The following is an 18,832-nucleotide window of genomic DNA, read 5'->3' on the forward strand; positions in this document are numbered from 1 at the left end:
AGCGCCGGGGTGCGGTACGGCACGATGGGCGGGTGCCCGAATCAGGCTCTCTCGAGGCCGATCCCGACCTGCTGATCGACTTCAGAAATGTGTCGCTGCGCCGTGGCGGACGCACCCTGGTGGGACCGCTGGACTGGGCCGTCGAACTCGACGAACGCTGGGTGATCATCGGACCCAACGGGGCGGGAAAGACGTCGCTGCTGCGCATGGCCGCTGCCTCCGAGCACCCCTCCGGCGGGACGGCGTTCGTGCTGGGGGAGCGGCTCGGCCGGGTCGACGTCAGCGAGCTGCGCGCCCGCATCGGGCTGAGCTCTTCCGCCCTGGCCCAGCGCATACCGTCCGACGAAGTGGTGCGCGACCTCGTCGTGTCGGCCGGCTACTCGGTGCTGGGCCGCTGGCGCGAGCGCTACGAGGACGTCGACTACCGCCGCGCGGTCGACATGCTGGAGAGCCTGGGTGCCGAGCACCTCGCTGACCGAACCTACGGAACCCTGTCCGAGGGCGAGCGTAAGCGGGTGCTGATCGCGCGCGCCCTGATGACCGATCCGGAATTGCTGCTGCTCGACGAGCCCGCCGCCGGTCTGGACTTGGGTGGCCGCGAGGAACTGGTGGCCCGGCTGGCCGATCTGGCCGCCGACCCCGACGCGCCGGCGCTGGTGCTGGTCACCCATCACGTCGAGGAAGTGCCACCGGGATTCAGTCACTGCCTGCTGCTGTCGGAGGGTCAGGTCGTCGCCTCCGGCCTGCTGCCCGACGTGTTGAACGCCGAAAACCTGTCCGCGGCGTTCGGGCAGCGGATCGCGCTGGATGTGGTCGACGGACGGTACTTCGCCCGTCGGGTTCGGACTCGAGCAGCGCATCGGAGGCGCTCATGAACGAACCGCACGTTCCGCTCCCGGCGCGTCCGGCCGCCACCGTGATGCTGGTCCGCGATGCGCCCGGGGGCTTGAACATCTTCCTGATGCGCCGTCATTCCGCCATGGAGTTCGCTCCCGGGGTCATCGTCTTCCCCGGTGGCGGGGTCGACGACCGCGACCGCAACGCCGACCTGGTAACCAAGGGCGCGTGGGCCGGTCCGCCGCCGGACTGGTGGGCGCAGCGGTTCGGCATCGAGACCGACCTGGCCATCGCTTTGGTTTGCTCCGCAGCGCGGGAGACGTTCGAGGAGTCGGGCGTGCTGTTCGCCGGCCCCGCCGACGATCCGCACGCCATCGTCGGCGACGCCTCGGTGTACCGCGAATCGCGCCACGCGCTGGCCGACCACACGCTGTCCTTCGCGGACTTCCTGCGCCGCGAGAAGTTGGTGTTGCGCTCGGATCTGCTTCGGCCGTGGGCGAACTGGGTCACTCCGGAAGCCGAGCGGACCCGTCGCTATGACACCTACTTCTTCGTGGCGGCCCTGCCCGAGGGGCAGCGCGCCGACGGTGAGAACACCGAATCGGACTTCTCCGGTTGGGCGCTGCCGCAGGAGGCTATCGCCGACTTCGAGTCCGGCCGCAACGTGTTGCTGCCGCCGACCTGGACGCAGCTGGATTCATTGGCCGGCCGCAGCGTCGCCGAGGTGCTTGCCGTCGAACGTCAGATCGTGCCCGTCCAGCCGCTGCTGGAGAAGCGAGGCGACAACTGGGTCTTCGAGTTCTTCGACTCCGACCGCTACCACCGGGCCCGGGAAGCCGGCGGATCGATGGAATGGCCCCTGTGAGCACTCACTCACGCGAGTTCGTGACCGTAATGGTCAGCGACGGGTCGCAGGACCCCGGTCTGGCCATGCTGCTGCTGTCCCGGCCACCCACCAACGCAATGACCCGGCAGGTCTACCGCGAGATCGTCGCCGCCGCCGACGAGTTGGGCCGGCGCGACGACGTCGCCGCGGTGATCCTGTTCGGCGGCCACCAGATCTTCTCCGCCGGCGACGATATGCCCGAACTGCGAACGCTCAGCACCGCCGAGGTCGGCACCGCGGCGCGGGTGCGGCGCGAGGCCGTCGAGGCGGTGGCGGCGATACCCAAGCCCACCGTGGCGGCCATCACCGGATACGCCCTGGGCGCCGGCCTCACGTTGGCATTGGCCGCCGATTGGCGGGTCAGCGGCGACAACGTGAAATTCGGCGCCACCGAGATCCTGGCCGGCCTGGTGCCCGGCGGAGACGGAATGGCCCGTCTGACCCGTGCGGCCGGTCCGAGCAGGGCCAAGGAACTGGTCTACAGCGGCCGATTCTTCGACGCCGAGGAGGCGTTGGAACTCGGTCTGATCGACGACATGGTCGCTCCCGACGACGTGTACGACGCCGCGGCGGCCTGGGCGAGGCGGTTTCTGGGCGGTCCGCGGACCGCGCTGGCCGCCGCGAAAGCCGGAATCAACGCCGTCTACAACGGGTCCTCCGCCAGCGAACGGCTGGCCGCCGACGACCGCCGTTACGTCGAGGTGTTCGCCGCTGGTCAGGACGGCGATAACGGTAGCGGTTAGCGGGCGGATAGGCTGCCCTGCATGACGAGGAGTTCTGAAATCCCCGCCGCCAACCCCCACGCCACCGCGGAGCAGGTAGAGGCGGCCCGGCACGACAGCAAGCTCGCGCAGGTGCTCTACCACGATTGGGAAGCCGAGAGCTACGACGACAAGTGGTCCATCTCGTATGACCAGCGCTGCATCGATTACGCCCGCGGCCGCTTCGACGCGATAGTGCCCGAAGAGGTCCTTCGCGACCTGCCCTACGACCGCGCCCTGGAACTGGGTTGCGGCACCGGGTTCTTCCTGCTCAACCTGATCCAGGCCGGGGTGGCCCGGCGCGGATCGGTCACCGATCTCTCGCCCGGCATGGTCAAGGTCGCCACCCGCAACGGGCAGTCGCTGGGTCTGGACATCGACGGCCGGGTCGCCGACGCCGAGGGCATCCCCTACGACGACAACACCTTCGACCTGGTGGTCGGGCACGCCGTGCTGCACCACATTCCCGACGTCGAACTGTCGCTGCGCGAGGTGCTGCGCGTCCTCAAGCCCGGTGGTCGGTTCGTGTTCGCCGGGGAGCCGACCACGGTGGGCAACGGCTACGCGCGGGCGCTGGCGGACCTGACATGGAACGTCACCATCCGCGCGGTGAAGTTGCCCGGACTGGGCAGCTGGCGCCGCCCGCAAGAGGAGATCGACGAGAATTCGCGGGCCGCGGCCCTGGAATGGATCGTCGACCTGCACACGTTCGACCCCAAGGACCTCGAGCGCATGGCCGCCAACGCCGGTGCGGTGGAGATCAGGACCGCCAGCGAGGAGTTCACCGCCGCCATGCTCGGCTGGCCGGTACGCACCTTCGAGTCCACCGTGCCGCCCGGCAAGCTGGGCTGGGGCTGGGCGAAGTTCGCGTTCAACGGCTGGAAGGCGCTGAGCTGGGTGGACGCCAACATCTGGCGGCACGTCGCCCCGAAGGGGTGGTTCTACAACGTGATGGTCACCGGGGTCAAACCCTCCTGAGTGTCTTCGGCTCCGGCGACGTCAGCTATCTGCGCTCGGAATCGGGCATGTCGGCCCTGGCGGCCGTCGCCCAACTGGAGTTGAGCGAGACCACGCGGGTCGCCGACATTGCCCGGGTGCGCAGCCGATTCGGCGAGCGGGCCCCGGTCCTGGTGGAGACGACGCTGCTGCGCCGCAAGGCGGCCGAGAAGCTGAGCGGGCTTGGCGAAGTGTCGGGCTGGCTGTTCACCGGCGAATCGCTGCAGCAGGCCACGGCGGCACCGGTGGCGCTGCACCGCGCCGGCCGGCTGGCCGGGCGGGTGGTGCACGACGCGACCTGCTCCATCGGCACGGAGTTGGCCGCCTTGAGGGGTGTCGCGCAGCGCCTGATCGGCAGCGACATCGACCCTGTCCGGCTGTCGATGGCACGCCACAACCTGGGCGACGAAATCGCCCTCTGCCGTGCCGACGCCCTGCACCCGGTGACCCGCGACGCGGCCATCATCGCCGACCCGGCGCGGCGCGGCGGCGGCCGTCGCCGCTTCAGACCGGCCGACTACCGGCCCGCGCTGGGCCCGTTACTGGACGCCTACCGCGGCCGGGACCTGGCGGTGAAGTGCTCTCCCGGAATCGATTTCGACGAACTGCAGCGGCTCGGATTCGACGGTGAGATCGAGGTGACGTCGTTGCGGGGCTCCGTTCGGGAGGCGTGTCTGTGGTCTGGCGGGCTGGCCCAGCCGGGGGTGCGCCGACGCGCGAGCGTCCTCGATAGCGGCGAACAGGTCACCTCAGCAGACCCTGACGACTGCCCGACGGGCCCTGCCGGGCGGTGGATCGTCGATCCCGACGGCGCCGTCGTGCGGGCCGGGCTGGTACGTCACTACGGCGCCCGCCACGGGCTGTGGCAACTCGACCCCGACATCGCCTACCTGAGCGGGAATGAGCTACCACCGGGCGTGCGCGGCTTCGAAGTCCTCGAGCAGCTTGCCTTCGACGAGCGCCGGTTGCGTCAAGCCCTCACGGCGCTGGGCTGCGGGGCGGTGGAAATCCTGGTCCGCGGGGTGCAGGTGGACCCTGACGCCCTGCGTCGGCGCTTGCGGCTGCGCGGTGACAGAGCGCTGTCGGTGGTGATCGCCCGCATCGGACGCAGCGGTGCGGATACCGCGAGTCACGCCGTGGCTTATGTTTGCTGTCCGTCCCGGTAACGCCGGGTACGCTGGCGGCGATTACGTGATAGGGCGTGTTCGCGCCATCGTTGGTGTGCAAGGACTCGGTGCAAGGACAGATGATGCGTTATCTGATGACGGCCACGGTGCTGGCCGTTGCCGCCGTGCTGGGCTGGCCGGCCAACGCCGCGCCGCAATCGTGCGCCGCATTGGGCGGCTCGGTGGAGACTGCCCAGATCTGCCACATCCACCAATCCGGGCCGACGTACACGCTGGACATCTCCTTCCCTGTGGACTATCCCGATCAGCAGGCACTGACCGACTACATCACCCAGAACCGCGACGGGTTCGTCAATGTTGCGCAGGGTTCGGGCCGGCGTGACCAGCCGTATCAGATGGACGCCACCAACGAACAGCACAGCGCCGTACAACCGCCCCACAACACCCGCAGCGTGGTGCTGAAGTTCTTCCAGGATCTGGGCGGGGCCCGTCCGTCGAACTGGTACAAGGCCTTCAACTACAACCTCACCACGAAGCAGCCCATCACCTTCGACACGCTGTTCGCGCCGAACGCCAACGCGCTGGACACCATCTTCCCGATCGTGCAGCGCGAGCTGGAGCACCAGACCGGGCTGGGGGTGGCCATCTCGCCGGGCGCCGGTCGTGACCCCACCAACTACCAGAATTTCGCCATCACCGACGACGCGCTGATCTTCTACTTCGCCCAGGGCGAATTGTTGCCGTCGTTCGCCGGCGCCACCCAGGTCCAGGTGCCGCGCAGCTCGATCCCGCCGCTGACCGTCTAGCCGGCTAGGCCGGTTCGAAGCTGTACACCTGACCGTCACTGGTGGCAGCCACCACTTGCCGCTCCTTGCCCACCGAAACCCCCAACGGCGTTCCGGTGGCCGCCGGGAGTGGGTAGCTGTTGAGGGTGTGGCCATCGCCCGGATCGAAGACCAACAGTGACATGCCGGCGGCCACGGTATAGCCGACACCGGCGCCGGCCACCGACGACGTCGACAGCGGCGTGACGTCATCGCGTCGCCACGCGGCCTCGGCGTGATCGCCCGCATCGCGGAAGGCGGTCAGCCGGGCATCGGGGCCGCCGCCGGACACGATCACACCCCCAGGAGTGACGGTGGGCGGCGTCTGCGCCGAGAAGCCAAGGGGCACAGACCATTTTACCTTCCCGTCGGCGGCGTGCAGCGCCCACAGCCGTTGGTCGCGGCCGTTGACGTAGACGGTGGACCCGTCGGCGGACAACACCGGACTGCCCAGCACGCCGGCGCCGACGGCGTCGCTGGTCCACTCTCGGGCGAACTGGCCGCCGCGGTACTTCAGTCCGACCAGTCCCGCGGCCGGGGCACCCGGTTGCCATACGCTGATCACCAGTGTTCCGCTGGCCGTCGAGAACGCGGGTGCGGCCGCCACCGGGCAGCCCGCACGTGCCGGCGCGCAGTCGGCCAACCCACGGGTGGCATCGGCCGGGTCAACGCCTTCCACCAGATCCACCGCCGTGCCGACGACAGCACCGCGGTGAGTGTCGAATACCAGCAGCTGGCCCAGGTGCGTGCTCACCAGGAGGCGCCCGTCGCCCAGGAACCGCGGGGTGGTCGGCATGCCGATCACCGGCTGCCGCCAGCGCGTCCACTGAGTCGGCGGGAACGAAATAATCGCGCCGGGCTGCCCGACGTAGAGGTTGTCGAAGCCGTCGAACAACGGACCGCCGAAACCGCCACCCTGCACCAGGCGGGTGCACCAGCGTTGCCGCCCGTTCCCGAGCTCCCACTCCATGAATGAGCAACCACCCGGCGTCTGTGCGTTGAGTGCGAGGTAGCCGCGGGCTCCCAGGGCCGGTCCGGCCGCCAGACTTCCCTTGGCCGACCGCGTCCATCGCAGCACGAGCTTGCCGGCCCCCGCTGCCGGGCTGTAGCTGCTGTTGGCGGCGTCGCCGTATTGTGCCGGCCAGCCCAGCGCGGGTGCCGCATCCACCCAGGAGTCGGTATTGCCGCAGCCGCCGAGCGCGAGGATGAGCATGGCCGCCAGAACAGGCGTCAGAAGACGTCGCACGAGCACACGTGAGGGTAACCCGTCGAGCTTTGCGGGGATCGCCCGACGCCGCAGCCCGCCGTTAGCCCGTGCGGCATCGTCGGTAGGCTTCCGCACATGACGAGCATGTGGGGTGCTCCGCTGCATCGCCGATGGCGCGGAGGGCGGCTCAGAGACCCGCGCCAGGCGAAATTCCTGACGCCGGCCTCGCTGAAGTGGGTGCTGCGCAATAAGGCATACACGCCGTGGTACCTGGTGCGATATTGGCGCTTGCTGAAGTTCAAGCTGCAGAATCCGCACATCATCACCCGCGGCATGGTGTTCCTGGGCAAGGGTGTCGAGATCCACTGCACACCGGAACTGGCCCAGCTGGAGATCGGCCGTTGGGTGCACATCGGGGACAAGAACACCATCCGGGCGCACGAGGGGTCGCTGCGGTTCGGCGACAAGGTCGTGCTGGGCCGCGACAACGTCATCAACTGCTACCTCGACATCGAACTCGGTGACTCCGCGTTGATGGCGGACTGGTGCTACGTCTGCGATTTCGACCACCGGATGGACGACATCACCCTGCCGATCAAAGACCAGGGCATCATCAAGTCGCCGGTGCGGATCGGCCCGGACACCTGGATCGGGGTGAAGGTCTCGGTGCTTCGCGGCACAGCCGTCGGCCGGGGGTGCGTGCTGGGCTCGCACGCGGTGGTGCGGGGTGTCATCCCGGACTATTCGATCGCGGTCGGCGCCCCGGCCAAGGTGGTCAAGAACCGCAAGCTGTCCTGGGAGACGTCAGCCGCCCAACGCGCTGAACTGGCTGCCGCGCTTGCCGACATCGAACGCAAGAAGGCCGCCCAGTAGCAGGGTTGCAGACCCGCTCACCATGCTGTTCTATCAACCCTACCGGGGACCGCGTATCTCGCCCTCCTTGCCGTAAGCACACGATGGGAGCGCGGATGAACAAGCCGACTATTGCAGTGGTGGGTGTGGCGGCGGCCATAGCTCTGGGCACCTTGGTGCCGGCATGCGACAGCAAGTCCGACAACGCGTCTCCGTCATCGGTGGCGTCGTCATCAGGCTCGACCAGCGCCGGGTCGTCGGCATCGGCCACGGCGACCTCTCCGACAGGCGCGCCTGCTGACTACACCAACCTGGTGGTTCCGGCCACCGACATCAGCGCCTTATCGGGGACCCCCTTCACCGTGGGCCAGCCGGCCACTCCGACCGACGGGACGCCGGGAGCGCAGGGCACATTCAAGAATTCGGCCGGCGACAACATCATCAGTGTCAACATATTCGTCCTGCCGGACCCCGCGGCTGCGGTCAACGCCATGAACGGCACGCTGGGTTCCATCGACAGCACGGTGGTCGGCGGCACCCCGCAGCCCGTTTCCGTCGGCAACGGGGGAACGCTGGTGGCGGGAACGTCGCCGGACAAGTCGAAAGCGGTGACGGTGCTGTTGTTCACCGAGGGCAGGGCGTCGGTCACCCTGCACTTCGAAAGCCCCCCGGCAGACGTGGTTCCGATCGATTTCGCCACTGCGGTCGCTCAGGCGCAGGACGGCACGATCAAGAAGAACCTGCCCGCTTAGCACGGCCGTCGCCTGGTCTCGCCCATCGTCCGGCGGGACACTGACACCACGCACATGACACGCCGAGGCGGGTGTGCGTGGCTTCAATTTCGGCCACCGCGCGGCATGCCGACGGCGATGGTTATCCGGGGTTATCAGGTCCGGGCTACTCCGGGTGGTCGTCGACCTTGAAATCGAAATTGACGTCGCCGCCTACCACGTCGGTGACGGTCACGTTGATGCCGTACTTGGAGCTGCCGTCGGTGAGTTGGCAGCGCAGCGTTGCACCCTGGTAGCCCTTGAGGTTGTCCGGGCAGGTCACCGCATCAGGTCGCTGACCCACCTGCTGATACAGCTTGTCGCTGATGATGTGGGCGACCTGGTCCTTGTCGACCGTCTCCACCATGTCGAACTTGACGTCCTTGCCTTCGACGCTGGTGACCGTGACGTTGACGTTGTAGGTCTCGTCCTTGACCTTCATCTCGCAGTTGGTCTGCGCGCCAACCTTTGCCGGCAGGTCTTCGGGGCAGCTCACCGAACTGGGCTTGTTTCCGTTTGCGTCGGTCATCTTGGTGATGATCTGTCCGGCGACATCCTTCTTGCTCACCGTCTTCGGACCCGACGACCCGACCGAACAGGAGCAGGCTCCGGCGCTGGCCATCAGGCCGACAGCGGCACCCGAGACCACCAACGTCCGTACGAACCGAGCCATATCGCCGCCTCCCTGGCGTGTGCAAAACCCGACAAGAGTCGGGGAGATAATTGCACGCCGCAGACCATCAGGAAAGCGATCGGGCAAAACTGCGGAACCTTCCCGCCGGATCAGCCGATGTCGCGGTAGCGGCGCAGGGCTTCGGTCCGCTCGGCGGCGTGGTCGACGATGGGTGCGGGATAACCTTCCGGCCGTTCGCCCTTGACGAGGTGGACGTCCGTGGCGTCGGCCAGCTCGGGTACCCATCGCCGGATGTAATCGCCTGAGGGATCGAACTTTTCGCCCTGCTTGTTCGGGTTGAACACCCGGAAGTACGGCGCCGCGTCGGTGCCGCAGCCGGCGCTCCACTGCCAGCCGTGTTGATTGTTGGCCATGTCGCCGTCCACCAGCTGCTCGAGAAACCAGCGGGCCCCCCATTGCCACGGCAGGTGGAGGTCCTTGACCAGAAACGACGCGACCACCATGCGCACCCGGTTGTGCATGTATCCGGTCTCCCGCAATTGACGCATCCCGGCGTCCACGAACGGGTAGCCGGTCTCACCAGCTTTCCAGGCCTCGAACCGGCCTTGGGCCTGCGTGTCGGTGTCGGTGTCGATGGCGTCGAAGTCGCGGTTCCAGTTCCACCAGACGCTGTCCGGCCAGTGATGCAACACCGCGGCATAGAAGTCGCGGAAGGCCAACTCGCGCAGAAACGCTGAGTCGCCTTTCCGCCCGCCGTCGAGGTCCGCAACGAGAGTCCGGGGGTGGATGGTGCCGAACTTCAGGTGTGCGGACATGCGGCTGGTGCCCGGCAGGTCCGGCCGGTTGCGGTCCTCGGCGTAGCTCTGCAATCCCCGGTCGAGGAAGGTCGCCCACTGTGCAAGGGCAGCCGCCTCGCCGGCATTCACATCCAGCGCGACGCCGGGATCGGGAATCTCGGCCCGGTTGCCGGCCTCGACGTCCGACGGATTGAGCCAGCGGGCCGAATCGGCGCCTGTCTGCGCGGGGGACCGCCATCCCGTTTCCCGCCATCTGCCGAAGAACGGCGTGAACACCTTGTACGGCGTGCCGTCGTCCTTGATGACCCGCCCGGGTGAAACCAGGTATGGCGAGCCCGTGGCCACCAGCGGGACCGGGCCCAATGCGGCACGGACCCGCTCGTCGCGGCGCCGTCCGAACGGCGTGAAATCCTCGGAGACGTGCACCGACGAAGCGTCGATCTCCCTGGCAAGTGCGCCAATACGCTCTTCGGGACGTCCGCGGGTCACCAGTAGGTGGCCGTCGAGAGCGTCATTGAGTTCCCGTAGCGAGTCGCCGAGGAACTGCAGGCGTCGCGGACCCGACGAAGCCTCGAGACGCGGATCCAGCACGAAGCAGGCCAGCACCTGATCGTTCTCCGATGCAGCCGCAAGCGCGGGATGATCGCGCACCCGCAGGTCGCGTCGAAACCATAAGATCGCCGGCATATTTGGCCCCCCTAGCGGTTGAGCCGCCAGATGTGCGTGGCCAATACGGTGGCGAATCCGCACCACAATGGATATGGCAGTAACGCCCATCCCTTGCCGGGGTCAGCGTCGACGGCCCGGCGAACCAGATCTGCGCTGCTGGCGGTCAGTGCCGCGCATACCAGCGCTGAGGTGCCCAGCTTGTGATAGCGGAAAAACAGCCAGCTCCAGCTGCCGTTGATGGCGAGGTTGGCAGCGAGTGCGGCGGCATACTGCCGTGCCTCGTCGTCGCGCCCGTCCTCGCGGAACCGGTCGATGGTGTGGGCGGAGGTAACGGCGATATCGGTGTAGATGCTGGTCCAGGCTATCGGGAACGCAACTGCGGGTGGCTGGTAGCTCGGCTTGCGCAGTCGGTCGTACCAGCCGGGTGTCCGGTTCGGGCCGGCGCCACTTCCGGAGATTGCCGTCGCAGCGACGGCCAGGGCGGTGCCGGCCAGAGTTGATCTATTCATGGTTATTTCCTTCGGTGTTGGTGTTGGTGTTGGTGTTGGTAAGGACAGCGGGCCACCAGATGCGGTCGCCGATCAGGGCGAACAATGCGGGGATCACCAGGGTGCGGACGACGAATGTGTCGAGCAGGATGCCCAGGCCCACGATGATGCCCAGCTGTGTCATGACGATCAGCGGCAACACGCCCAAGACGCAGAAGACCGCGGCCAGAACGATGCCGGCGCTGGTGATGACGCCACCGGTGGCAGACACGGCGCGGACCATGCCGTCCCGTGCGCCGTGATCGGCCGACTCTTCACGCGCGCGGGTGACCAGGAAGATGGTGTAGTCGACGCCGAGGGCAGCCAGAAATAGGAACGCATAGAGCGGGGCGATGTTGTCCAGCGCCGGAAACCCGAACACGTGCATGCTCGCCCAACCGCCGAGGCCGAGCGCAGCCAGCGCACCCAGAATCGTTGCCGCCAACAGCGTCGGCGGGGCGAGCGCTGACCGCAACAGCACGTACAGGACGAACAAGATCACCAGCAGGATGGCCGGGATCAGCAACGTCCGGTCGCGCACGGCCGCGTCCCGCGCGTCGAGCGCCTGCGCGTCCGGGCCGCCGACCACCGCGTCAGCGGCTACCGCCCTGGTCGAATGCCGGAGCGCCGCAATGGTATTGAATGCCTGGGGCGATGACGGCGCGGCTCTGGTCACCACCGACCATTTGGTCAGCCCGGTCGTCGACGTGCCGGACTGGTTCGCCGAGACCACCCCCGGCGTGGCGGTGATGGCCTGCTGCACCTGCGGCGCCTTGTCGGTCGGCGCGATGACCTCGGTGGGGTTGGCCAGACCGGCGGGGAAGTGCCGGGCCACAACGTCGTAGCCGGTCACCGAATCTGCCTTGACGCGGAACTGCTCCGTCTGGGAGAGGCCGATCCGCGTGCTGAGCAGACCGGTCGCCAGCACCCCCAGCAGCACGATCGTGACCGAGGCGACCAGTACCGGGTTCCGCGCCACCGACTCGGCGACGCGGTACCAGATGCCGGTTTCCGTCGGCGGTTCTCCGGCGTCATCGGGTCGGGGAATGAACGGCCAGAATAGCCGCCGTCCGCACACCGCGAGCAGTGGCGGCAGCAGCACCAGCACCGAGACCGCGGCAACCAACAGGCCGCACGCCGCGAGCGCACCGAGGCTGCGCGTGCTAGGGGTGGACGCGAAGATGAGGGTGAGTAGCGCCAATACCACGGTGGCGTTGCTGGCCACGATGGCCGGTCCCGCCATCCGCACCGCTTGCCGCAGAGCGTCACGATGATTGCGATCACGCCGAAGTTCTTGCCGGTAGCGCGAAATCAGCAACAGCGCGTAATTGGTGCCGGCACCGAACACCAACACGCTGGTGATGCCGGAGGTGGACCCGTCGAAGCTCAATCCGGTGAGTGAGGAGACCGCGATGCCGACGGCGCTGGCCAACCGGTCGGCGAATCCGATCACTATCAAGGGCACCAGCCACAGGACGGGGGAGCGGTACGTGGCGATAAGCAGCAGCGCCACCACCGATGCGGTCACCGCGAGCAGAGTGATGTTGGCATTGCTGAATGCGTTGGCGATGTCGGCACCGAATGCCGGCCCCCCGGTGACGTTTGCCGTCATTCCCGGCGGCAACCCCTTGTTGGCGGCTTCGCGCAGCGCTGACACGGTGTCGTTGAGGGGCAGACCCGACAGCTCGGCGCTGATCGGCACCACCCCGACCGCGGCCTTCCCGTCAGCCGAAACCTGCACCGGCGCCGCGGAAATGCCCGCATGGTCAGCGGACTGCATCCGGTCGCGCGCGCCTTCGCATGCCTGCTTCAGGGCGTCCGGACTGTCGGCGGAAGAGCCGTGTACCACCACGATCAGCGGTACCCGGTCCCCACCGGGAAACTGGTTGGACAGCTTCTGCACCTTCGCGGAATCGGAATCGGTCGGCACGGACAACGGAGCCTCTCCCGCTGCGGCATTCCCGCCGACCAGTGCCATGAAACCGGCGGCCACCACAAAGACTCCCAAAGCGAGCAGCCAAGAGCGTCGTCCGGTGACCACTGTCGCAAATCGCTCCCACACAACCCAAGCATTTCAGTAACTGAAATATTAATCAACTGAAATTGCGACAAAAAACCGATATGCTGCTCAACGGTATGAAAGCCGAAGAGCAGGAGCGCCAACGGGCCGCACTGGAAGCGCAGATCGCGGCTGATCTGCGTGAGCTGTCGTCCGAATCTGACCAGATCGGGCGAATTTTCGCCGTTTCGCACGATGTTCGGCCGACGGACTTCCGCGCACTGCTGCACATCATGGTCGCCGAAACCTCCGGTCAGCCGATGACGTCCGGGGACCTCAGCCAGCGGATGGGACTATCCGGCGCGGCGATCACCTACCTGGTGGACCGCCTCATCGACTCTGGCCACATCCGCCGGGATTCCCATCCCGCCGACCGGCGCAAGGTGATCCTGCGCCACGCTGAACCGGGGATGAACACCGCGCGGTTGTTCTTCACCCCGCTCGGAGAACATACCCACACCGCCATGGCCGACCTCCCTGACGCCGATCTGGCTGCCGCCCATCGCGTTTTCAACGCGCTGCTGAGTGCGATGCGCCAGTTTCAGGCCGAACTGGGCCCAACTGATTCCTGATATTCGCGGCGTGGGCCGGGTGTCGGTGCGGCGGTGAACGTCCGCCGGTGCCACGCCGCGAGTGGCTTGGGTGCCCACCAGTTTCGCCGGCCGAGAACATGCATGAACGCCGGCACGAGCAACATGCGGATCACGGTGGCGTCCATCAGGATCGCTATCGTCAGCCCGACGGCGAACATCCGCATGAACGACACACCGGCGGACATCAGCGCTGCGAATGAGATCGACATCAGCAAGGCGGCCGCCGTCACCACGCGGCCGGTGCGCGCGATGCCCATTGCGACGCTTTCGTCGTTGTCGATGGTGGATTGCGGCGAAGCGAGCCAATATTCGCGGATGCGCGACAGCAGGAAGACCTCATAGTCCATTGACAAGCCGAAGGCGATGCAGAACATCATGACCGGAACGTTCACCGCCAATGTTCCGGTCGGTGTGGTCCCCGCAGCTCCCAAATGGCCTTCCTGGAAGATCCATACCAGCGCGCCGAAGGTCGCGGTCAGCGAAAGCATGTTGAGCAGCACGGCCTTGACCGGCAAGACCACACTGCCGGAAAGCAGGAACAGCAGGACCAGCATGACGACCGCGATGAAGCCGAACACCAGCGGAAGGCGTGACGTGATGCCTTGGACGCAGTCACGATTCGTCTGCGCCATGCCTGTGATCAGTACTTTCTTGTCCGCAGGCAGCGAAACGTGGTGTACCCGCGCCAACTGTGTCTCCGAGGCCTCGGTATACAGCGGTGCGGTGCTTTCCACGGTCAAAAAGGCGGCGCCGTCGGCCATTCCGGCCGGTGCGGACGGCGGTCCCTTGGACTCACCCCCGACGAAGGTTCCGGTTGGTGAGGAGACCGATGACACGTCCGGCACCCGGGACAGCTCGGCTGCGTAGGCGTCGAGATCTGAGTGGGTCAGTCCGGTGGTGTCGGGAATGACGACCTTGACCCGTGTCGCGGAGTTCGTGGGGAACTCGTCGCGAATCCGGTCATTTGCCAACCGCGCCGACGACGTGGCAGGCAGCACCCGGTCGTCGGTATACCCCCATTTCACTCCGAGGAAGGGTATGCCCAGCGCCAGTAGCAGCACTACCAGCACCAGGCCCACCGGAATCGCGTGCCTGATAACGAATTTCGCCAGCCGGTACCAGAAGGTCTGTTCGATTGGGCGCACGGATGGTTCGGGGCGGCGCAGCATGCGCCGTCCGAGTCGCCGAACGTCGAACGCATCGAGTCGGTCGCCCAGCAACACAATCGCTGCCGGGGTGATCGAGACTGCAGCAGCGGCAGCGAACGCCACCACCGCGATGCCGGCATAGGCGAACGACTTCAGGAAGTACATCGGGAAGAAGGCCATCCCCAGCAGCGCGAGGGCCACCGTCAGCGCCGAGAAAAGGACGGTTCGGCCGGCTGTGGCCATGGTGTGCAACACGGCCTCGCGGGGCGGCACTCCATCTGAGAGCTCTTGGCGATAACGGCTGATGATGAGCAGGGTGTAGTCGATGGCCAACGCGAAGCCCAATGCGACAGTGACGTTCAGTGCGAAGATCGACACATCGGTGAACAATGCGATCGCGCGCAATGCGGCCAGTGAACCGAGGATCGCGAACCCGCCCACAGCCACCGGTAGGGCGGCAGCAAGCACACCGCCGAAGATCCACACCAGGGCGATGAAACTCAACGGTATCGCGATGAGTTCCATTCGGAGCAAGTCGTTTTCGGTTTGTGTGTTGATCTGGGCGTAAACCATCGCCGATCCGCCGGCTTGGACGGTGACCCCGTCTCGGTCGCTGACGAAGCGGTCGGCCAGGGTGCGCGCGTGCTTGGCCGCGGTGTTTTCGTCACCCTTCATGGCGGCGATGATCATCGCCGATCTGCCGTCACCGCGCAGCGTGCCCGGGGCCGGTTGGGGTTGCCACGGCGAGGCCACTTGGGAGACCAACGGTGACTCGGACAGCTGTCGAGTGATGTCGGTGCCGACCAGGTTTGCAGTGCCTGTTTTCACGCCCGCTTCGGAACTGACCAGCAATACCAGTTCGAGGTCGCCCTGATGGAAGGTGTGGGCAAGCATCGCCGAGGCCCGGGCGGATTCGGACGTGGGGTCGACGAATCCGCCGCCCGACAGGCTGTCGGCGACGGGAATGCCGAAGACCGCCGCCCCGGCCATCACCAGCAGGGCAACGGCGATCACCCGTCGCGGCGCGTCGACGCAGATTCGGGCGAGTGCCGCAAACATGGACCGTCCTTTGCTGACCCCGTGCCGACAACCGAAGAGAACGATTAAGTTTGTTAAACATTAATCTAATGAAGTGAAAGTGGCTAGTTGAGGAAGCCACACAACGTCGACAGATCTTCTTCGAGCGGGCAGCAGGTTGCGGTCAGCTGCCGAACTTCAGCGCGCTGACCAGACCTTCGGGGTCTGCAACGGTAACGGTGAGGGCCGAGTGGTCCCGAAATCCGATTACTCGGCGCATGCGCGGATCGAAGTGGACGCACACTCCGGCACGAGCGTTGGTCCCGAAGGTAAGACCGTCGTCGACGAACGACAAGCGTGGCCCGACGGCGGTCCACCAGCGGTAGGGCCCGGTGACGTGAGCATCGACCACATCGGAAAGCGGCGATTCGGCATGCAACGGCCCGTAACGGGCGACGAATCGGCCGTCTTCGGTAAGCGTCACACCCTGTTGCCCGGGAAACCGGAAGGGCAGCCACAGCGGGGCCAGGCGCGCGTCGTAGCGGTAGGGAAAGTGACGGGCCCGCATTCCAGGTGACTCCATTGCAGTCTCCGGTGCTACCGCACCAGTCCGGGAGCCACTTGCCGGGTGGCGAGGGCGTCCTCGATAAGTTGCAGGGCTTCCGGCACCGACTTGACGAGCGGTAATCCATGGTCGGTCACCACCCGAGTCAGCGGTCGCACGGCAGCACCGGTGACGATGTTGCAGTACAGGCCGGCCGCCCGGTGCTGGTGGTTGAGGGCGAGCAGTTGCTGGAAGCCCTCGATACCCAGGAATTCGAGACGGCTGAGGTCGATGATCAGGGGAGCCTGGGCCTTGGTGAATCGGCGGATTTCGGCGGCGATGTGTCCGGCGTTGGACGCGTCGACACCACCGTCCACTCGAACCACGGTCGCGAAGCGGCGGGCGTACACGAACATCTGTGCCCGGCCGCAGTTCACCGCATATCGGTATCGGGGGCGTCGTTGGTCTGGTGAATCCACAGCGTGCATCGGCATGGCCTATCGAATTATGGTGATGGCGCAACAGGAACTTTGTTCCAGCGCTCGAGGTCTTCAGCTGCGGACTCAACTGACACCAGCTTAGCGGCAATCAGTGCACATCGCCTAGTCGGCAGCTTTCCGACAACCGGTCCCAAGACGGTATCCGCAAGCGGTACAGGCAAATTCAGAGATCCCGGCGAAGCAGGACGGAGAAGGAGAAGCTTCGTTCTGCGCATCCCTGCCGGGTAGTCCGGCTGGCCGCCGGCGACAGCAAGTAAGTTAACAAAGTGAAACGTTCAGTTAGTTAACAAAAAACCCGAGTCCGCGTATGCTGAAGGTTCCGGATGAGGCGCCGCCCCGGCGTTGGTTCGGTTGTGGGCGCAGCAGAACCGCGACACGATGGAACCCCGAAGAGAAAGAGACGATACGTGCTCAAATCGATTGGCGCAGTGGTCGGCCAAGTCGCCGAAGCTGCCGGCACGGTGGTGGGTTACCGACACGGCATCGAGGAGCCCGCGCACAGCTCGGAGAAGCTCACGCGCGATGTGGAGATCCGCCACTACGGTGACCGCATCGCAGCTCAGACGACAGTGGTGGCGGACGAGGAGTCGGCGCGTAACGTCGGATTCCGCCGCCTCGCGCGCTACATCTTCGGCGGCAACGGCGACCGCGAAAAGGTCAAGATGACCGCTCCGGTGGCCCAGGAGTCCGGCCGCAAAGGGGAATGGGTGATCAAGTTCTTCATGCCGGCCCACAAAACCATGGACACCTTGCCAGCGCCTGACGACGGCGATGTCGAGCTGGTCACGGTGCCGCCGGCCACCGTTGCCGTGCACCGGTTCACCGGTATCCCCACCCGCAAGGCTGTCGAGTCCCACACCAGGCGGCTGATGAGCACGTTGGGTGAGCTGGGAATCGAAACCACCGACGAACCGGTCGCGTGGTTCTACGACCCTCCTTGGACCGTTCCGGCATTGCGCCGCAACGAGATCGCGGTTGCGGTCAAGCCCCGAAGCGAGGGCTGACCGTGCTGGCCGGGGGGGCTGAAGTGTCGTGACGGCCGAACGCCGCGACATGGCGTCGCGCAAGCTCCGTCACATCGACGCCTGCCGGGACGGAGACGTGGCATATCACGGGGTGACGACGGGATTGGAACGTTACCGCCTGCCCTACAACGCGCTGACGCAGACCAACCTGGCCGACATCGACCTGTCTGCGGAGTTCCTCGGGACTCGGTTGCGGGCGCCGGTGCTGGTGGGAGCCATGACCGGGGGCGCCGAGTTGGCCGGCACCATCAATCGCAACCTGGCCACCGCCGCTCAACGACTGGGCATCGGAATGATGCTCGGCTCGCAGCGGGTGATGCTGGACAGCGCACTCGGAGAGCGCGCGGCCCCCAGCTTCGCCGTGCGCGATGTCGCACCTGACGTGTTGCTGGTCGGCAACATCGGTCTGTCCCAGTTCGTCAAAGACGCGATACCCGAGATCGTCAAGGCGTTGGACCGGGTCGGTGCGAATGCCCTTGCGGTGCATACCAATCCGTTACAAGAAGCGATGCAGCATAACGGCGACACCGACTTCTCCGGATCGTTGGACCGGTTGCACGATCTGACAGCGATGCTCGATTACCCGGTGCTGCTGAAGGAAGTCGGACACGGCATCGGCGCCACCGCCGTTGCCCGGCTGCTGCGCTTGACCGGCGAACCGCCGGTGGCCGCCATCGATGTGGCAGGCGCCGGGGGCACCTCGTGGTCGCGAGTCGAGCAGTTGGTTCGTTACGGCGAAATTCGGTATCCCGATCTTGCCGACTGGGGGATACCGACCGCGCAGGCGCTACTCGAGGTGCGGGCGGCACTGCCCCGCACGCCGCTGGTCGCTTCCGGTGGGATTCGGACCGGTATGGACGCGGCCAAGGCGATCGCTCTGGGTGCCGACGTGGTGGCCGTTGCGCGTCCACTGCTGGCCGCCGCTATCGAGTCCGCAGACGCCGCGACTGCCTGGTTGCAGGGCTTCGTCGATGAGCTGCGCATCTGTCTGCACGGATGTGGTGCACCGGATGTGCCGACCCTGCGCAACCTCGGCGCGCTGCCTGTCGAATAGACCAA

19 protein-coding genes are annotated in these 18,832 nt (G+C 66.4%); 11 read left to right on the plus strand and 8 right to left on the minus strand.

Annotated features, from left to right (window positions below):
* Positions 1-32 precede the first annotated feature (32 nt).
* The 6 genes from AC5Y7D_RS11270 (at position 33) to AC5Y7D_RS11295 (ending at position 5,413) form a co-directional block, all read left to right on the plus strand.
* A complete protein-coding gene (locus AC5Y7D_RS11270) occupies positions 33-875 on the plus strand; it encodes an ABC transporter ATP-binding protein (protein ID WP_499923940.1) in 843 nt (280 codons plus the stop codon).
* Positions 872-1,702 carry an NUDIX hydrolase gene (locus tag AC5Y7D_RS11275; RefSeq protein ID WP_499923942.1) on the plus strand — a complete coding sequence of 277 codons (831 nt, stop codon included), beginning with the start codon at positions 872-874 and terminating at the stop codon, positions 1,700-1,702. Before AC5Y7D_RS11270 ends, AC5Y7D_RS11275 begins: the two co-directional genes overlap by 4 nt.
* A complete protein-coding gene (locus tag AC5Y7D_RS11280; protein WP_499923943.1) occupies positions 1,699-2,466 on the plus strand; it encodes an enoyl-CoA hydratase in 768 nt (255 codons plus the stop codon). Before AC5Y7D_RS11275 ends, AC5Y7D_RS11280 begins: the two co-directional genes overlap by 4 nt.
* 21 nt (positions 2,467-2,487) lie before the next feature.
* Positions 2,488-3,462: a class I SAM-dependent methyltransferase gene (locus tag AC5Y7D_RS11285; RefSeq protein ID WP_499923944.1), complete on the plus strand. Its 975-nt coding sequence runs from the start codon at positions 2,488-2,490 to the stop codon at positions 3,460-3,462.
* 47 nt (positions 3,463-3,509) lie between these two features.
* Entirely contained in the window at positions 3,510-4,646 is a 1,137-nt protein-coding gene (locus tag AC5Y7D_RS11290; protein WP_499923947.1) for a class I SAM-dependent methyltransferase, read from the plus strand.
* 83 nt (positions 4,647-4,729) lie between these two features.
* Entirely contained in the window at positions 4,730-5,413 is a 684-nt protein-coding gene (locus AC5Y7D_RS11295; protein ID WP_499923948.1) for an esterase, read from the plus strand.
* Positions 5,414-5,417: 4 nt separating this feature from the next.
* Here AC5Y7D_RS11295 and AC5Y7D_RS11300 read toward each other — a convergent pair whose 3' ends face one another.
* Complete coding sequence (locus tag AC5Y7D_RS11300; protein WP_499923950.1) at positions 5,418-6,644, minus strand: outer membrane protein assembly factor BamB family protein; 1,227 nt, start codon at positions 6,642-6,644, stop codon at positions 5,418-5,420.
* A gap of 129 nt (positions 6,645-6,773) precedes the next feature.
* Here AC5Y7D_RS11300 and AC5Y7D_RS11305 point away from each other — a divergent pair, with 129 nt between their 5' ends.
* Both AC5Y7D_RS11305 and AC5Y7D_RS11310 read left to right on the plus strand, forming a co-directional pair.
* Positions 6,774-7,511, plus strand: coding sequence for an acyltransferase (locus AC5Y7D_RS11305; RefSeq protein ID WP_499923951.1), 738 nt, complete (start codon positions 6,774-6,776; stop codon positions 7,509-7,511).
* Between the two features lie 95 nt (positions 7,512-7,606).
* On the plus strand, positions 7,607-8,242 hold the full coding sequence (locus AC5Y7D_RS11310; RefSeq protein ID WP_499923953.1) for a hypothetical protein: 636 nt from the start codon (positions 7,607-7,609) through the stop codon (positions 8,240-8,242).
* Between the two features lie 145 nt (positions 8,243-8,387).
* Here AC5Y7D_RS11310 and AC5Y7D_RS11315 read toward each other — a convergent pair whose 3' ends face one another.
* The 4 genes from AC5Y7D_RS11315 to AC5Y7D_RS11330 form a co-directional block, all read right to left on the minus strand.
* On the minus strand, positions 8,388-8,933 hold the full coding sequence (locus AC5Y7D_RS11315) for an anti-apoptotic protein (protein ID WP_499923954.1): 546 nt from the start codon (positions 8,931-8,933) through the stop codon (positions 8,388-8,390).
* Between the two features lie 110 nt (positions 8,934-9,043).
* A complete protein-coding gene (locus AC5Y7D_RS11320; RefSeq protein WP_499923956.1) occupies positions 9,044-10,378 on the minus strand; it encodes a cryptochrome/photolyase family protein in 1,335 nt (444 codons plus the stop codon).
* 11 nt (positions 10,379-10,389) lie between these two features.
* A complete protein-coding gene (locus tag AC5Y7D_RS11325) occupies positions 10,390-10,869 on the minus strand; it encodes a TspO/MBR family protein (RefSeq protein WP_499923957.1) in 480 nt (159 codons plus the stop codon).
* On the minus strand, positions 10,862-12,949 hold the full coding sequence (locus AC5Y7D_RS11330) for an MMPL family transporter (RefSeq protein ID WP_499923959.1): 2,088 nt from the start codon (positions 12,947-12,949) through the stop codon (positions 10,862-10,864). Before AC5Y7D_RS11330 ends, AC5Y7D_RS11325 begins: the two co-directional genes overlap by 8 nt.
* A 59-nt stretch (positions 12,950-13,008) precedes the next feature.
* Here AC5Y7D_RS11330 and AC5Y7D_RS11335 point away from each other — a divergent pair, with 59 nt between their 5' ends.
* Positions 13,009-13,518 carry a MarR family winged helix-turn-helix transcriptional regulator gene (locus AC5Y7D_RS11335; protein WP_499923960.1) on the plus strand — a complete coding sequence of 170 codons (510 nt, stop codon included), beginning with the start codon at positions 13,009-13,011 and terminating at the stop codon, positions 13,516-13,518.
* Here AC5Y7D_RS11335 and AC5Y7D_RS11340 read toward each other — a convergent pair.
* From AC5Y7D_RS11340 to AC5Y7D_RS11350, 3 genes are all read right to left on the minus strand, one after another.
* On the minus strand, positions 13,488-15,746 hold the full coding sequence (locus tag AC5Y7D_RS11340; protein ID WP_499923962.1) for an MMPL family transporter: 2,259 nt from the start codon (positions 15,744-15,746) through the stop codon (positions 13,488-13,490). The genes AC5Y7D_RS11335 and AC5Y7D_RS11340 overlap by 31 nt on opposite strands.
* A 142-nt stretch (positions 15,747-15,888) precedes the next feature.
* Entirely contained in the window at positions 15,889-16,272 is a 384-nt protein-coding gene (locus tag AC5Y7D_RS11345) for a hypothetical protein (protein ID WP_499924171.1), read from the minus strand.
* Between the two features lie 29 nt (positions 16,273-16,301).
* Positions 16,302-16,685 (minus strand): STAS domain-containing protein, encoded by a 384-nt coding sequence (locus AC5Y7D_RS11350; RefSeq protein WP_499923965.1) that lies wholly within the window; start codon positions 16,683-16,685, stop codon positions 16,302-16,304.
* Positions 16,686-17,155: 470 nt separating this feature from the next.
* Between AC5Y7D_RS11350 and AC5Y7D_RS11355 the strand changes: the two genes are divergently transcribed.
* On the plus strand, positions 17,156-17,752 hold the full coding sequence (locus AC5Y7D_RS11355) for an SOUL family heme-binding protein (protein ID WP_499923966.1): 597 nt from the start codon (positions 17,156-17,158) through the stop codon (positions 17,750-17,752).
* A gap of 49 nt (positions 17,753-17,801) precedes the next feature.
* On the plus strand, positions 17,802-18,827 hold the full coding sequence (gene fni / locus AC5Y7D_RS11360; RefSeq protein WP_499924172.1) for a type 2 isopentenyl-diphosphate Delta-isomerase: 1,026 nt from the start codon (positions 17,802-17,804) through the stop codon (positions 18,825-18,827).
* Positions 18,828-18,832 lie beyond the last annotated feature (5 nt).

It is taken from the genome of Mycobacterium sp. NGS49 (assembly GCF_059812565.1).

What these genes read in the sequence shown, in the direction of transcription:
- AC5Y7D_RS11275 (WP_499923942.1), top strand. Translation starts at nt 872, where the DNA reads ATGAACGAACCGCACGTTCCGCTCCCGGCGCGTCCGGCCGCCACCGTG.
- AC5Y7D_RS11285 (WP_499923944.1), top strand. Translation starts at nt 2,488, where the DNA reads ATGACGAGGAGTTCTGAAATCCCCGCCGCCAACCCCCACGCCACCGCG.
- AC5Y7D_RS11290 (WP_499923947.1), top strand. Translation starts at nt 3,510, where the DNA reads ATGTCGGCCCTGGCGGCCGTCGCCCAACTGGAGTTGAGCGAGACCACG.
- AC5Y7D_RS11295 (WP_499923948.1), top strand. Translation starts at nt 4,730, where the DNA reads ATGCGTTATCTGATGACGGCCACGGTGCTGGCCGTTGCCGCCGTGCTG.
- AC5Y7D_RS11300 (WP_499923950.1), bottom strand. Translation starts at nt 6,644, where the DNA reads ATGCTCATCCTCGCGCTCGGCGGCTGCGGCAATACCGACTCCTGGGTG.
- AC5Y7D_RS11305 (WP_499923951.1), top strand. Translation starts at nt 6,774, where the DNA reads ATGACGAGCATGTGGGGTGCTCCGCTGCATCGCCGATGGCGCGGAGGG.
- AC5Y7D_RS11310 (WP_499923953.1), top strand. Translation starts at nt 7,607, where the DNA reads ATGAACAAGCCGACTATTGCAGTGGTGGGTGTGGCGGCGGCCATAGCT.
- AC5Y7D_RS11315 (WP_499923954.1), bottom strand. Translation starts at nt 8,933, where the DNA reads ATGGCTCGGTTCGTACGGACGTTGGTGGTCTCGGGTGCCGCTGTCGGC.
- AC5Y7D_RS11320 (WP_499923956.1), bottom strand. Translation starts at nt 10,378, where the DNA reads ATGCCGGCGATCTTATGGTTTCGACGCGACCTGCGGGTGCGCGATCAT.
- AC5Y7D_RS11325 (WP_499923957.1), bottom strand. Translation starts at nt 10,869, where the DNA reads ATGAATAGATCAACTCTGGCCGGCACCGCCCTGGCCGTCGCTGCGACG.
- AC5Y7D_RS11335 (WP_499923960.1), top strand. Translation starts at nt 13,009, where the DNA reads ATGCTGCTCAACGGTATGAAAGCCGAAGAGCAGGAGCGCCAACGGGCC.
- AC5Y7D_RS11340 (WP_499923962.1), bottom strand. Translation starts at nt 15,746, where the DNA reads ATGTTTGCGGCACTCGCCCGAATCTGCGTCGACGCGCCGCGACGGGTG.
- AC5Y7D_RS11345 (WP_499924171.1), bottom strand. Translation starts at nt 16,272, where the DNA reads ATGCGGGCCCGTCACTTTCCCTACCGCTACGACGCGCGCCTGGCCCCG.
- fni (WP_499924172.1), top strand. Translation starts at nt 17,802, where the DNA reads ATGGCGTCGCGCAAGCTCCGTCACATCGACGCCTGCCGGGACGGAGAC.